Origin of the sequence: Segatella intestinalis, assembly GCF_029348455.1 — a bacterium.
GTDB lineage: Bacteria > Bacteroidota > Bacteroidia > Bacteroidales > Bacteroidaceae > Prevotella.
In genome coordinates this window covers 52,893-67,358 of sequence record NZ_JARJVV010000011.1, presented here as the reverse complement: position 1 = coordinate 67,358, position 14,466 = coordinate 52,893, and the positions used below count along the sequence as shown (strand labels likewise).

11 protein-coding genes are annotated in these 14,466 nt (G+C 41.1%); 2 read left to right on the top strand and 9 right to left on the bottom strand.

Annotated features, from left to right (window positions below; all coding sequences use genetic code 11):
- Positions 1-9: 9 nt before the first annotated feature.
- Together P3T48_RS08765 and P3T48_RS08760 are read left to right on the top strand one after the other, a co-directional pair.
- Positions 10-378 carry a four helix bundle protein gene (locus P3T48_RS08765; RefSeq protein WP_217758115.1) on the top strand — a complete coding sequence of 123 codons (369 nt, stop codon included), beginning with the start codon at positions 10-12 and terminating at the stop codon, positions 376-378.
- 78 nt (positions 379-456) lie between these two features.
- Entirely contained in the window at positions 457-2,160 is a 1,704-nt protein-coding gene (locus tag P3T48_RS08760) for an acyl-CoA dehydrogenase family protein (protein WP_276506443.1), read from the top strand.
- Between the two features lie 738 nt (positions 2,161-2,898).
- On the opposite strand, the gene P3T48_RS08755 is transcribed toward P3T48_RS08760, so the two are convergent.
- The 9 genes from P3T48_RS08755 to P3T48_RS08715 form a co-directional block, all read right to left on the bottom strand.
- Positions 2,899-3,984 (bottom strand): nucleotidyltransferase family protein, encoded by a 1,086-nt coding sequence (locus P3T48_RS08755; protein ID WP_276506442.1) that lies wholly within the window; start codon positions 3,982-3,984, stop codon positions 2,899-2,901.
- Positions 3,985-4,557: 573 nt separating this feature from the next.
- Positions 4,558-4,785 carry a hypothetical protein gene (locus P3T48_RS08750; protein WP_276506441.1) on the bottom strand — a complete coding sequence of 76 codons (228 nt, stop codon included), beginning with the start codon at positions 4,783-4,785 and terminating at the stop codon, positions 4,558-4,560.
- A 506-nt stretch (positions 4,786-5,291) separates the two neighbouring features.
- Positions 5,292-6,662: an LA2681 family HEPN domain-containing protein gene (locus tag P3T48_RS08745; protein ID WP_276506440.1), complete on the bottom strand. Its 1,371-nt coding sequence runs from the start codon at positions 6,660-6,662 to the stop codon at positions 5,292-5,294.
- Between the two features lie 855 nt (positions 6,663-7,517).
- The gene (locus tag P3T48_RS08740) at positions 7,518-8,678 is read right to left on the bottom strand and encodes a bacteriophage abortive infection AbiH family protein (protein ID WP_276506439.1); all 1,161 of its coding nucleotides are present in this window, start codon (positions 8,676-8,678) and stop codon (positions 7,518-7,520) included.
- Between the two features lie 20 nt (positions 8,679-8,698).
- Positions 8,699-9,010, bottom strand: a complete 312-nt coding sequence (locus tag P3T48_RS08735; RefSeq protein ID WP_276506438.1) for a glycosyltransferase — start codon at positions 9,008-9,010, stop codon at positions 8,699-8,701.
- Positions 9,011-9,364: 354 nt separating this feature from the next.
- Positions 9,365-10,588, bottom strand: a complete 1,224-nt coding sequence (locus tag P3T48_RS08730; RefSeq protein ID WP_276506437.1) for a glycosyltransferase — start codon at positions 10,586-10,588, stop codon at positions 9,365-9,367.
- A gap of 95 nt (positions 10,589-10,683) precedes the next feature.
- Positions 10,684-12,558 (bottom strand): AAA family ATPase, encoded by a 1,875-nt coding sequence (locus P3T48_RS08725; RefSeq protein ID WP_276506436.1) that lies wholly within the window; start codon positions 12,556-12,558, stop codon positions 10,684-10,686.
- A gap of 166 nt (positions 12,559-12,724) precedes the next feature.
- Complete coding sequence (locus P3T48_RS08720; protein ID WP_276506435.1) at positions 12,725-14,116, bottom strand: P-loop NTPase fold protein; 1,392 nt, start codon at positions 14,114-14,116, stop codon at positions 12,725-12,727.
- Entirely contained in the window at positions 14,113-14,313 is a 201-nt protein-coding gene (locus tag P3T48_RS08715) for a hypothetical protein (protein ID WP_276506434.1), read from the bottom strand. Before P3T48_RS08715 ends, P3T48_RS08720 begins: the two co-directional genes overlap by 4 nt.
- Between the last annotated feature and the right edge of the window lie 153 nt (positions 14,314-14,466).

Sequence of the window (14,466 nt, the reverse complement as noted above, 5' to 3'; positions counted from 1 at the left end):
AGCATTTGTATGTTTAGATTCGAAGATATTTATGCCTGGCAGAAGGCTCACGCTTTTGTATTACTCGTTTATCGGGTAACAGGACATTTTCCTGAAGTGGAGCGATTCGGATTGATTTCCCAATTCAGAAGGGCAGCAGTATCTATCGAAGCAAACATCGCAGAAGGCTATAAGAAGCTTAGCAAAGCTGACAAACTCCGCTTCTTCAACATTTCGCAAGGAAGTCTTGAAGAATGTAGAGATTACATCATCTTATCAAGAGATTTAGATTTCTTGCAGAAAGGTGAATTTGAGGCATTATGCATGAGTATTGAAGAAGCTAGTAAACTTCTAAATGCATATTGCAAAGGTGTTATAAACAATAGTGCTATCAGCTAGCATTTTAGGAGATAAAGGTGTTGTCTTAACTCCTTTAACTCCTTAACTCCTTTAACTCCTTCCAAAAACAAAAAAAATATGGCTAATTACTATAGTGATCACCCTGAGATTGAATTTCATCTCAATCACCCCCTCATGAAGCGTGTTGTGGACTTAAAGGAGCGCAACTACGTAGAGAAAGACCAGTTCGAAGATGCACCTGTCAACTACGAGGATGCCATTGAGAACTACAAGCGACTGCTGGATATTACCGGCGATGTAGCAGCCAACATCATCGAACCCAACTCTGAAGATGTCGACCTCGAAGGTCCACACCTGGAGAATGGCCGCATGATTTATGCCAGCAAGACATTCGAGAACCTCGATGCCACCCGCAAGGCTGGCCTCTGGGGCTTGTCCATGCCACGTCGTTACGGCGGCTTGAACCTGCCTAACGCCATCTTCTCTATGGCTTCAGAAATCATCGCAGCAGCCGATGCAGGTTTCCAGAACATCTGGTCACTCCAGAGCTGTATCGACACCCTCTATGAGTTCGGTTCTGAGGAACAGCGTCAGAAGTACATCCCTCGCATTTGCGCAGGCGAGACCATGAGTATGGACTTGACTGAGCCAGATGCAGGTTCCGACTTGCAGCGCGTGATGCTGAAGGCCACCCAGGATGAGAACGGCACATGGCGTCTCAACGGTGTGAAGCGTTTCATCACCAATGGCGACTCCGACATCCACTTGGTACTGGCTCGTTCAGAGGAAGGCACCAAGGACGGTCGTGGTCTTTCAATGTTCATCTACGACAAGCGTGATGGTGGCGTCACCGTTCGCCACATCGAGCACAAGCTCGGTATCCATGGTTCACCAACCTGCGAGTTGGTTTACAAGAATGCCAAGGCAGAACTTTGCGGCAACACCCGTCTCGGTCTGATCAAGTACGTGATGGCACTGATGAACGGCGCCCGCTTAGGTATCGCCGCACAGAGTGTAGGTGTAGAGCAGGAAGCTTACAACGAGGGCTTGGCCTATGCCAAGGAGCGTGCCCAGTTTGGCGAGAAGATCATCAACTTCCCGGCCGTTTACGACATGCTGTCAAGAATGAAGGCCAAGTTGGATGCAGGCCGTTCACTCCTCTACTGCTGCGCCCGCTATGTCGACATCTACAAGGCTTTGGAAGACATCGCCCGCGACAGCAAGCTCACTCCCGAGGAGCGTCAGGAGATGAAGAAGTACACCCGTCTTGCCGACGCCTTCACACCATTGGCCAAGGGTATGAACTCAGAGTATGCCAACCAGAACGCCTACGATGCCATCAGCATCCACGGAGGTTCCGGTTTCATCATGGAGTATAAGTGCCAGCGCCTGTTCCGTGACGCCCGCATCTTCTCTATCTACGAGGGTACCACCCAGTTGCAGGTAGTAGCAGCCATCCGTTACATCACCAACGGCACCTACCTCAACATCATCAAGGAGATGTTGGAGAGCGAGGTCAGTGACGATCTGAAGGCATTGAAGGCCCGTGTAGCCAAGTTGGCAGACCTCTACGAGGCAGCCATCAACAAGGTGAAGGAAGCCAACGACCAGGCAGTTCACGACTTCCTGGCTCGCCGTCTCTACAACATGACTGGCGACATCGTGATGTCTCTCCTCATCCTCGACGACGCCACCAAGGCTCCCGAGCTGTTTGCTAAGAGTGCCAACGTATATGTCCGCATGGCAGAGGAAGAAGTCCTCGGTCATTCCGCATACATCCAGAACTTCACTCCCGAATCTCTGGACAACTTCAAGGCTTAATCCGCGCAATTCTCAAGGAGTTATCGAACCTCATCCCTTCCCTAACTCCTTCCGAATCACCATAAAAAAATCCGAGGCTTCCCTGCCCCGGATTTTTTTATCCCCTTCCCATCCATCAAGTCCGTCCGAACGTCCGAACGAAAAGGCATTTTTTATCAAGAACCAACGGTCGCCGGCCAAAAGGAAAGGCAATTCGAGAAGCATTCCTGCTGTTCTGAATAAACGAGATTTACAGGAATAGGGCGGCTAAAGCCCCCCTTTCTGCAGGGTATCAGCAGCCTTTCTGTACGAGCAAGCAATAAACTCAGCAAGCAGCCTTTCAGTAGCGAGCAAGCAATAAACTCAGCAAGCTGTAAGCTACGAGCAAGCAGCCTTTCTGTAGCGAGCAAGCAATAAGTTCAGCAAGGCGGTCGCATCCCGCAAACCGCAGCTCCGCTGCTGGCGTAGACCTCTGATGGTCCGCCAACCATAGAATGAAATGGTTCAGAGCGACGAGGAGGAGCGGTTTCCTCTTCTTCCCTGAGGGGAGAAGACCGAGATGAGAGGTGGACCCTCCCTTAAGGGTAAGGGAGGACTGGTGGGTTTTCGAAGATCTTTTAAGGTTCAAGGGAGGACTGGTGGGTTTTCGAAGATCTTTTAAGGTTCAAGGGAGGACTGGTGGGTTTTCGAAAAAAAGCACCGAGTGCAGCCAGCTTTATCAAAAAAAGAAAAAATAATTTATAATGTTCACAACGAACATTATAAATTATTTTTTCTCCAGCACCAATGCCACACTCTAAACACCGGTTCACTCAGAGCCTCCGCAGGATAAAACCTCAACAACCTGAAATCCCGGCACAATCTATTAAGATTATGTCCCAAATCCATCCGCTTGTCATAATGCCCGAAGTTGCCACCATTCAAGATATCATCAAGAAGCATCCGTCCCCTCTTTGCATCCATCGGAGCAATCATCATCTCCTCCGGCAGCCCCAGCACCTGATGCAGAACGAACATCATAGCCCCAGCAAACCGCCACAATCCAAGAAGCTTCAACTCCCTCTGCAAGGAACTTAACTTTTCACAATCCACATTCCATTTTCTGACCACGAAGAAGTAATCCACCACCTGTCTCAATCCCACACCCTCATAGAAATAATGATGGTAGAGATGATAAAGCTGATAAACACAATTAAAGGAAGGCGTAGGAACAGCGACAGCACCATCGCCATGCACCAGTTCCACCATGTTGCCACACTGAGCATCGACATTCCTCTTCAGCCACTTCTGCAGCCTCCTGTTAAAAACAAAGTTAGCCATGAATCCAGGCGTAGAATGCAGTTCCACGGTCACGCCATTGACGGTAAGACCAATATGGTTGAAACTCTCATCCTCCACCTGTCCATTCGTATTTTTCACAAGCGAGTGAGCGAGAGCCCGAATCTCCTCACGCCCAGCATTCACCCATATATCCACATCGCCAGGCGTCCTTGCCGAAGGATTAGGATACATCACGGCATTCCCCTGCCCTTTCAAAATACAGCAAGAATACCCCGTATCCCTCACCTTATTGTATAGCGCCACAGTAGCCCTGTCCAGCACCTCATTACGTTGCTGAATTTTTCGGCTGAAGGCAAACCAGCTCATCAGCAATTGCAGATGTGGCGCAGTCTCCTTAGGCAGTTTCTGAACCCCCTCGAACACAACCCCTATCAGTGTCTGTTCCTTAGCAAACTCATAGAACGCATCCCAGTAGAGCCCCTTCAGTTCCGTTCCATCAAGAAACTCTGTGCCCTCATAAAGTCCCAAACTAAATTGAATAAATCGAAAATATAAATCTGTCATACCTTTACATCTTTTGCTATTATGGATACAATCAGCACGCCCTGAAGGGGCAGAACCTCTTAGCCCAGGGCATCGCCCTGGGTTATCATGTTCGCAAACAGCACGCCCTGAAGGGGCAAAAGCTTTAAAACTCCAAACAATTTTTAAGGCTTTTGCCCATACAGGGCGCCTTGCCGATTGCCATTATACCCAGGGCGATGCCCTGGGCTAAAAGCTTTTGGGCCTTCAGCCCGTACATAAACCACTTGCGAAACTTGAGTGAAAAACACACCATATTAATATAAGCAGCAACAAGAGAAACCAGATATATCTATACCATTTTATATTTCAATTTTTTGGCAAATAGCGGAAAACAGATAACATAAACCATGATGAGAGGTGGAGCCTCACTTAAGGGTAATGACCGACAAGTAGGCTTTCGAAAAAAGCTTCTTCGCAAGAGGGGGTCCTGGGAATCGAAAAGCTATAGATTTTCAACCCATTTTCTCCCACTTTTCGTAAAAGCAGACCACAAGTAGAGGCAACATGCAATGATACCTACCCCACCTAAAACAATGTACATTCCTTCCATAATCATTTCTTTTTTAATATGTTATCAGCAAACAGCGCTAAGAAAACAGTAGCAAACAATCCCACACCAAGCAAAAAAGCATATGGCTTAGCATCATCTACACCAAGTACCAAACCTACCGCAGCCACAACTACCATAGCAGTAAAGCAGGTGTTTGCAAGTTGATATATAAACTTGCCCAGGTTTTCTCTACGGGTCTTTTCTTTTTCCTTATCTTCTTTTGCTGTCATAGCTTACGTATTTTTACCCTTGCAAATATACGATAAAAACTAATATAGTCCAACTTATTTCCACATTTTTTAGCAATCTTTATCTTTTCAAGATGTGCAAAATGACAATAAATCAAGGATTTGCAGTTGAGTTTGATTCATTATTGCAATCTGTGCCATAATAAATAATTCTTTATGCAAAGAAAAGCAAAACTTTCTTTTCCTCCAAATATTAGCGCATAAAAACTCCACATTTTAACCTTCAGTAACATTTTATAGCCGTTCATACCTCCCACCAATTCCCAAGCGATTCCTCCAGCAAGAAATCACCCAGTTCCAAGCAGCAATGAACCAGTTATAGACAAGCCAACAGGCGTCCTTTGTTGTCATAAAAATCCACTAACTCATCATACAATACAACTTTATACCTATCAATTTAAATCCACGAGAAGCCATTTCTTTATTACCATCCACCATAGAAATAGAATTCATCCAAGGGCGTTCAATATTTATCATGTCATTATCTTTTATAGGTGAAGTTTATCAAATTCTGCATGCAAGACAAAATTACACAAGTATATAATAGCACATCTAACAAGTTGCGCCAACCTAATCGTATTGAGTTCCAATTCTTTTTTCGATATAATCAGCTGATATTCTGTACGAGACATAGGCCCGTCCTTAATAATTATCGACTTATGCTCCATATAATTACGTAGCATTTTCAAGTCCTTTGTTTGTTCATCAACAACATACCAATCCGTTTTCATTCCATAAACATCCAACTTAATGTTATATAATCCCAATAACGGCATGTTCTGTGAATACGCCAAAATTTCCGACCGTATGTCTCCATTCTTGCAATTCCATATCTTGGCAAAGTCTATCTCATAGGATTTTAGCCTAATATCAATGTAGTTTGATAAGAACATGGCAATTTTATCGAATGTAGAATAGAAATTCTTATAAGCCATTTTTAGCATCTCCATATTCATGCCATTCTCATCATCATCATCTATAATTGTATACAGCATTTTCCGTGTGCTGATGAAACTACCTTTAATTTCTTCAAAGCAGCTTTCATAAAGAGCTTTTTTCTCTGGAATGTCAACTATGTCTGGAAGTTTCACATTATCATATAATGACAGCATAGAATCAGGCTCAACATCATTATAGCGATTGATTCTCAGATAATGTTGACATATCCATTTTTCGTATTCACCATCTTGGATATTATCATAATCAATTAATGGTGCATCAAAAGAAGGAGAAGGCCATGAACAAATCTGTCTGAAATGAGGAAAAAGACTATCATAAAACTGTTGGTATTTTCTTATTATCTGCTGAGCTTTTCTTACAATGAAAGGTTCTTCCTCTGTCCAAAATGCATGCATATTAGCATAAGCAAAACCTTGATTTCTCTCCACTTCCTGTGTATTGCAAGTATCCAACATGGCCATTCTATAGAATTGTTGAGCTTCACAGAACCTTCCTAGATGATCATAAGCATTAGCCAAGCACAAATAAGCACGGCATGACGTTCTGAAAGCAGTAAGATACAATGCGGCCCATTCTTCTCTTTTTACACGAGTAATCAAATATTGTACATTATGGTAGTAGCTTACTTCCTTATAGACATATTCGTTGTTATAATACGCTTTTCTAAAATCCAACTCTCGGGTTTTCAAAATTCCATAAGCATCTCCAAGAACACAATATCCTATCAATTGATTGAACAAGTTTTCTTTTGACCATTCGATTTGTTCAACCTTTGATAATTCTGCCATGAAAGTCTCTCTATTAATGGCATTCTTATTAAACAAATCAACCAATGATGCAAACTTGTTTATCTGTTCTGTCCTTTCCGTTATTTTAGATTGTTCTATAGAATTATTCATAATGAATACTAATTATAGTCATATAATAAAGGAGGCGGCTAACCGCCTCCCCGGTGTCAAACATGAGTTTGAATCACCTGTTTGATGTACTACACAATCGACATAACATCTTGACTCGCGTTGAACACGTCAACATAATCAATTGGAACTCCGAAGTACAACTTGATAGCAATACTTGATAAATCCAAAATTGCGATTATACACTTGGCAGACTCTTCAAAACTCTGCCCTTTCATTTTCTCGATGAGTCGGGCAACTTTATGCCCGACCTAACAAAAACCAATTTTCTTCATAAAGTTTAAATTTATAAATATATTTAAAGTTATATTAGCCGTCCCTTCGACGGATTCCTTATGGCTATCCTCCCATCCACCCAACTCTTGCAATCCCATAAGGTAATATTTTTTAGATTCGTACTACAAAACTTTATCCTCGAAAAGTATATTATAAAGAGGAAGATGTGTTCCTTTTATTTCTTTTGGCATTTCAATCTCCATAAAAAGAGCCGAACTCTGAACATCGGTTCACTCAAAGCCTCGGCAGGATAATATCTCAAAAGACGAGCGTCACGATACAGGCGCAGGAGGTTATGCCCCAAAACATGCTGTTTGCCATAATGTCCAAAATTGCCTCCATTCAAGATGTCATCAAGAAGCATTTTCCCCTCTTTACATCCATAGATGCAATCATCTTATCCTCTGTCAATCCCATGACCTTATGTAACTTAGAAAAGGTGGTGAGAGAGCAATCCCTCACCACCATAACCATTAACATCCCTTGTTCGCAAGAGCCACTACAGGAACTGGTTTTAAGCATCGTTAAGATGCCAACTTGCATCCATACCACAGATAACAATCAGATCGCCAGAGGCGAATGGATGCCTCGGAGCATAGCTAGCTCCTCTAACTTGAATTTATGACATCTGTCAGAAGAAATTCCGAACCTCCTGCAAAATGCCTCAATATGTTTTATGTCATCATCAGAATGCCAACTAATCTCCCATTCAACATCCTTGCCTATCGCCTCGTTAATCTTGTCAAAATAGGGCATGTCGACAGCAGAAAGAGAATGGCCAAGAACAGAAATCTTTCTTATAGACGCCAAGCCCTCAAAGAAATCCTCGTTTGCCGCAATAATGCTCTCCGTAGGCTTCATGTTAATGGCATAATAATCCTCAAACCGTCCCAGGGCCTCCTGTACCGCATTATACCTGACAGACGACCTCCAGTTGCCCTTAGCCTCGTCCTTCAAGAAATAAGCAAGATACGCAAGCTTGTCATTGGCAAAATAACGTCCCTTCTTGTCTTTAAGGTTAGGTCTATACCTTCGTCTGTGCTCGTTACGTTTCACCCAAGCCTTAAAGCCCCCTTCTTCATCGGCGCTATGCCCTATTATCAAGCTTCCATATCTGTCATGCCTACTGCCATGAATATACCTTATCTGCTCTCTCCCGATGCCATAGACCGACTCCAGAAAATCTGTATAATTGAACGTCAGGAACCGGGCATTCTTGTCGATATCAAGCAGACGCTTCTTAAACCCCTTCTCATACGCCAACGTGTTAATCCACTTATGCAGCTGATACCTCATTTCAAACGTGCAAGAGTTGAGCATGTCCGATATGCCGTCCAGCCCCAGATAATAGTCGCAATATCTGAACCCATCCGAATCTTCGTCACAATCAGGCAAGACAACATCAAGAACATCGAGCACCTTCTCCCTGTTCAGGTCAGCCAGATGCTCTTCAAACCGCCACCACAGATTGTTCTCGGCCCATGTTGTCTTTGGGTAGACACCGCCAGATGAGCATCCCCATGAAATCTCGAGACACCTCAAGCAATCCTTGAAACTTTCAAAGCTGTTCATCAGCGACCTCGGTCCGAAATAGAGGTCAAAAGTTGCCAACACATAAGGCCTATGTCTTAGCAGATACTTTCTAAACTCAGCATAAGAACATTTAGCCCCATGATAGCAATCAAATCCGTTTCCGATGATATATAGGTGGTCTGATGTCATATTAAATGTATTTACCAATATCAGTCCCTCTCAATCCCCATTCTACTAAATATCGGATAAACGATATGTTCCAAAATCCAGGTCATGCGTTTCTCAAAAGCCTCCAACGTAAACTCCTTTTCAAATTTCTCCCTGCCGACCTTGCTCATGTTGCTGCGCAAGACAGAATCATTCAGGAGAAGCTGAATCTTATCAGCAAGCACAGCAACATCATGCTTAGGAACGAGGAAGCCCGTCTTACCATCATCAACAATTCCTGGTATTCCCCTTCTGTCGTCGAGATGCAAGGCAAACCATGTTCCATAGCCTCCAACAATACAAGAGGGAAACACTCGCTATGATAGAACGTAGGAAATAAAGGAAGGACTGGTGGGTTTTCGAAAAAAGCAACGAGCAAGCAACCCTTTAGCAAATCCTTGAGTGGAAGCGGGTTCATCCCCGCACAAAAAACGCTGCTCCGCTGCTGGCGTAGACCTCTGATGGTCCGCCAACCTTATAGCGAAGCGGTTTGAGCACCGAGTAGGGCGGTTGGTACATCCCCTGTACCCTGAGGGGAAAGGTTGTGCAAATGAGCGCAATGAAAGTTCGCTTTCATATTGCCGAGTGCAGCCAACCTTCTCCATGAGAAAAGGGGCTTGGGGAAAGCGGTGGAGCCTTCTTTAATGGTAAAGAAGGACGGGTTGATTTTAGAAAGCCTTCTTATACCACTCTACCATAACCTTAGCCTTTTCCTCCCAGGAAAGCTCCATTTGTCTTTCCTTACAATTCTCCGAAAGGAGCCTCAGTAAAGACCTATCCTTTTCCAGTTCATTGAGCAATTTAGCGAAGTCATGAGCCGACTGAGAAGGAGAAGAAAGAGGAACCTTCCTACCTACCTTATCATTCACAGCATCACCCTGACCGCAAGTATCAAAACAAACGACAGGAAGATTATTGGCAATAGCTTCCAGAACTACATGAGGAGTACCCTCAGCAACACTGGTAAAGAGGAAAACATTCGACTTTTGCATGATGTCCTGCACCTCATCATGGCTAACAGCACCATGCCAGATACACTTATCAGCAATGCCATAACTCTCTGCTAATGACTGATAGGATTCAGCATCACCGCCGCCAACAATATGAAGACGGAGCTTATCGTTTCCACTCTTAGCTACGGATTTTAAAGCCAAGCCCAACTGTTTACGGAAATCCATTTTGCCAACCCAGAGCACATCAAATGTATCTTTACCCGATTTATCCAGCAAAGGATGCTCCTGCACATAGCACCCCGTCTCATTGAGCAGAGGAGAGTCAATACCCATATACTTCTTGAACGAGCGTTGCGAGTTAGATGAAGCAGAGAAAACCACCGAAGCCTGTCGCGCAGCCTTTCTCACACGACCAGAACACCTCAGCTGGATACCCGTCAGGAAGTTCTTCAGACGCATAAACAACTGGGTCTTCAGTCCAGCACCATCCAGATAAGCCACAGGAAACTTATCCTTGGCATCCACAGGTCCCCATACAAACGGCACACCGTTCTCTTGCGACAGTTTCCAGAGATAGCCCGGCTCACGGAATCCAATCATGTTGAGCTGATGCAGCACATCAATTTTCTCCACCTTACAGATTTCCTTAGCCAAGAGATACGTCTTCCACTGCCACTCCCGATAATACTTATAGAAGCGCCAGTCCCCCTGGTTCCAGCACATCTTCCGAATCTCCTCCGATACCGGATTATAATAAAAGTGCATATTCTTCCCCTGTTCCAAGGTAGGCACCACCTCCTCTATCTTCTCCCGAAACTCCCCTTCGGTAATAATATACAGTTCACAGAACTTGGCGAGATTACTCACCCAGTTCCATGCCATTCCCGGCTCACTTCCCATACCAGGAGAACAAGCGTATGCATTGATTAGTATCTTCATACATTAGTTTTTTCAAATCCACAATACTCACAGAAAAAAACATTAATATCTAGCATTAATAACTATAATGCTTCTGTCTTTATTTCCCCTATAATCTACTTCTGCATAATTTCACTCATCAGCTCAAAAATTGGCTTAAAATGATTCCAGCTTTCTTCACTTATGTGAATGGAGCCATTTTTGATAGCCTCAGCAAATTCATCCTTCTTTGCCAAGCAATTATTATCATTATCATCATAAACCGCTTGACCTCCATTATTTTCCAATATCTTATCCTCACCTTTACCATTTGGTTTACTTAAAGTTAATCTATTGTCTTCATTATGCCGCATAGAATTTCTCGTAAATTCAGTTCCCAAGAAAAGACGACATCCCGATTCATTCACAGGGCTCTTTATCTCATCATCAGAGTATAAAAACTCTATAGATATCCCTGTCTGACCTTCCTTCACTCTATCCTCGGGAACAGGAATAGTGAAACCATAAACACCATTGCCATAATCCTTATATTTATCTCCATTAGGATGCATTTCCAACACAGTTTTAGAAATATCACAATCAAAGATACCAATAATTTTATGTGGTTGTTTTATCTTTGCTAAATGGTTCAATAACTTTTTAAGGTTATCATCACCATCTGGTTGAGAAGCTGAATCTATTATATCAAAATCCAGATTTACGTTTAATACTTCCTTTGCCTTTAATATATGCTTGATATCAGTTTTCCCCTCTGTGATAACAAGAGGTTTACACAAAGCTGCAACTTTAGCCTCCATCAACTTAAGCTTTTCAGCATAGCGGTTGTTTTCATTAACAAACATGTCATATACCTCAGAATACAATTGGTTATTTACAGGCATACACTCCAAAGCATTATTATCCAGATCAAAACATCTGGTTCTGTTGATAGAATTATCAGCAAGCCCCATATTCAAGAATGGCGAATGACTACTTACTATAAATTGTATATTAGGGAAAAGTTCAAACAATTGAGGCAATATTTCTTTTTGCAGTTTTATGTGCAGATGTTTATCAACTTCGTCAATAAGAACAATACCAGGAACATCCATAACCATTCCAAGTTTATCAGCTTGCTTCAAGATTTCGCCAAACATACAGATAAGCGCGCTCTCGCCTGAAGAAATATTGAAGATTGTAGGATATAATATATCTCCATTTTGTTTTGTAATAGCTATTCGAGAGGCTGTATTTTCTCTCCGTCCAATACCTAACCTAGTTTCAATTCCAGTTTTACTTTTCAAAGAAGCAGAAACTATCCTATTTAAATTAATGATTAGAAGCTGTGAAGCTTGACGATTACTATACAATTCACTGTCCAATATAACATCCATAAACCACATCGCCAAACCATTCAAGTCGGAAACAACTTCTATAGAATTGGGCAATTCTCCAGAAAAAAGAGGATTTATATTAAAACTAATATTAACTTTATACGGATCATTCAAATAACCAGGTTGTTCATATCTATAAGAAGGGAAATAGGTTAAGATATTATGGCCAAATATTTTAACCACTTCATCATCTTTTACTGTATGAAAACTTTTAATATAGTTATTACGTTCTAACAAATTAGAAAAATTTTCATATGGAATTTTATTTTCAAGAAGGACATTCTCATTATATTCCTCCTCAGTCATTGTTCCTCGACAATCTAAATAATCGATACATTTATCCTCATCTTTGAAACGAGCATAAAATAAAGAATATGAAGAACCAGCATTATTAAACAAGTCAGAAGAATAACGGTAGAACTTATTTTCCTTTCCTTCGAAAGAATTCGAGAAACTTGATCTTGCCATTTCATAAAAGGAATCTACGATATGAGAGATAACCATAGTTTTTCCTCTACCGTTAATACCAGACAGTACATTTACTCCACTTTCCAGAAAATCAAATTCGACTTTTTCAAAAGGAGCACGATTTACAAAAATAGCTTTTTCTATTTTCATTGTTTCGACTATTTAAATACGTTTTTACTAATAACAATATTTTCAACTCATTAAGTTATACCAAAGTAGAGGCACAGACATTTCTTTAAACGATTACAACTTCACCATTTTCTTCCAATCAAATTCCCCATCCTTAAATGACTGGGAAAACTAATTAGAAGAACATTTAGTAACCCAATAAGGACAACATACGCTCTATATTACTTTGCAATACTTTATTATCCTCATTATCCCCAAAATTTTGTCCAATACCAAAAGAACAACTTCCGTCATCATTTATTTTCTGACAGCCTATTATATACGTTTTTGTCCTATCAACATCAACGTTGACAATTTCTAAAATACGTGTTTTGGGGTTTAAAGCTATTACAGGAAGTAGATATTTAATATATAATTGATCAAGAAGTTTTAAACGTCTTATTATCACGGAACTAATATGTTCGTTAGACACACCTAATCTTTTTGCAATAACAATTAGTTTCAATAACAGAGGATTAGCCTTCACACCAGGCTTTACCTCTATAGATTCAAATTGTTCGTTCACTTTGTCCATAGCACATACTATCTGGCGCATAGTCTTATTTGCAAGGAAACTTTTAGGAAATATTTCTGTTACCCTATCTTCTGACAACCCTGTTTCTTTCACAATCAAGTATAAAGCATATTTTTCCTTTTCCTCATTCAACGAGAAATTGAAGATGTCCTTATTGTAAAACTTCGACATATATCCCTCATAGTCAGCATAATCTCCATAAAAATGATGGAACAAGGCTTTAGTATTCTGCTCATGCATAACAAAGACCACATTACTAACCCCAAACTTATTGTCAACAAGCGAGTCGTCAATAGGCTGCAGACTACGATATCCATAATCCATATGGGCCGAAAACACATTCATGATTCGGAAGAGATGAGCAGGATCAAGCCTATCCATATCCTCGATAATCAAGACGACTTTTTTATTATTAGACTTTTGATAAGTATCTATATTATCTCGAATAATTTTTGTAACAACATCATTCTCATATACAGATTTCTCGTCAAACGTAGCTAAATATGAGTCCAAATAATCTGATTGATCAATTTCCTTTTTAACAGCATTTACCTTATCTTTTAAAGACTTAACCCAACTAATTGACTTAAAAATACCAAAGAGTCCTTTTATTTGAGGGTCTGCATTTCCAATCAGATGTAGCATTGAAAAGAAGGAATCTGCAACAGTTGAAAAATGAGTTTGAAGATAGAAGGCAAGAGCCATCTCATTCGTAATCTCATAATTCACGTCAATCATTCTAAGCATTAACATCTGTAACAGAACATCATGCTTAATAATTTCAAAGATATCTTTATTCTCCAATACCTGATAATTCACAGGATAAAGAGTGATAAACTTAAAAGGAGAATCTTTACTATCTTCGCATTTCTTTTTGAATTCATTTAAAAAGAAAGACTTTCCATCACCAAATTTGGCAGACAGTATAACTCTATCATGCGATAACAAGTGATTTTGAAACCGCTCTATAGCATCATCAACTGGAATTATATCATCATTATTCATAAGCATAGCAAACTCTTTAAAGTCTCATAACTTTCTCTTACATGCACAATCACAAAATAACCATCCATGTTTGAAACGGCAAATTTTACCAAACACCCGTCTTCATTTTCTGCTTTTTCTATAAAAGCCACAGAGGAAGGATTCACAAGCATAGGTTCATTTTCGACACTATGAAGTTCTATAAATTTAGTCATCATATTACTATTGTTTAAATATTCTCAAAAGACTATATATTATCACTAGTGTCTCGTTTAAACGGGACACTAGTGAAACAATTTTATAACTCAAAGTTGAGTTAAAGTATCTACAAATTAAATCTCCAACGTAAAAGTGGCTACAAAAGATATTCT

What these genes read in the sequence shown, in the direction of transcription:
- P3T48_RS08755 (WP_276506442.1), bottom strand. Translation starts at nt 3,984, where the DNA reads ATGACAGATTTATATTTTCGATTTATTCAATTTAGTTTGGGACTTTAT.
- P3T48_RS08715 (WP_276506434.1), bottom strand. Translation starts at nt 14,313, where the DNA reads ATGATGACTAAATTTATAGAACTTCATAGTGTCGAAAATGAACCTATG.
- P3T48_RS08725 (WP_276506436.1), bottom strand. Translation starts at nt 12,558, where the DNA reads ATGAAAATAGAAAAAGCTATTTTTGTAAATCGTGCTCCTTTTGAAAAA.
- P3T48_RS08750 (WP_276506441.1), bottom strand. Translation starts at nt 4,785, where the DNA reads ATGACAGCAAAAGAAGATAAGGAAAAAGAAAAGACCCGTAGAGAAAAC.
- P3T48_RS08765 (WP_217758115.1), top strand. Translation starts at nt 10, where the DNA reads ATGTTTAGATTCGAAGATATTTATGCCTGGCAGAAGGCTCACGCTTTT.
- P3T48_RS08730 (WP_276506437.1), bottom strand. Translation starts at nt 10,588, where the DNA reads ATGAAGATACTAATCAATGCATACGCTTGTTCTCCTGGTATGGGAAGT.
- P3T48_RS08745 (WP_276506440.1), bottom strand. Translation starts at nt 6,662, where the DNA reads ATGAATAATTCTATAGAACAATCTAAAATAACGGAAAGGACAGAACAG.
- P3T48_RS08760 (WP_276506443.1), top strand. Translation starts at nt 457, where the DNA reads ATGGCTAATTACTATAGTGATCACCCTGAGATTGAATTTCATCTCAAT.
- P3T48_RS08740 (WP_276506439.1), bottom strand. Translation starts at nt 8,678, where the DNA reads ATGACATCAGACCACCTATATATCATCGGAAACGGATTTGATTGCTAT.
- P3T48_RS08720 (WP_276506435.1), bottom strand. Translation starts at nt 14,116, where the DNA reads ATGAATAATGATGATATAATTCCAGTTGATGATGCTATAGAGCGGTTT.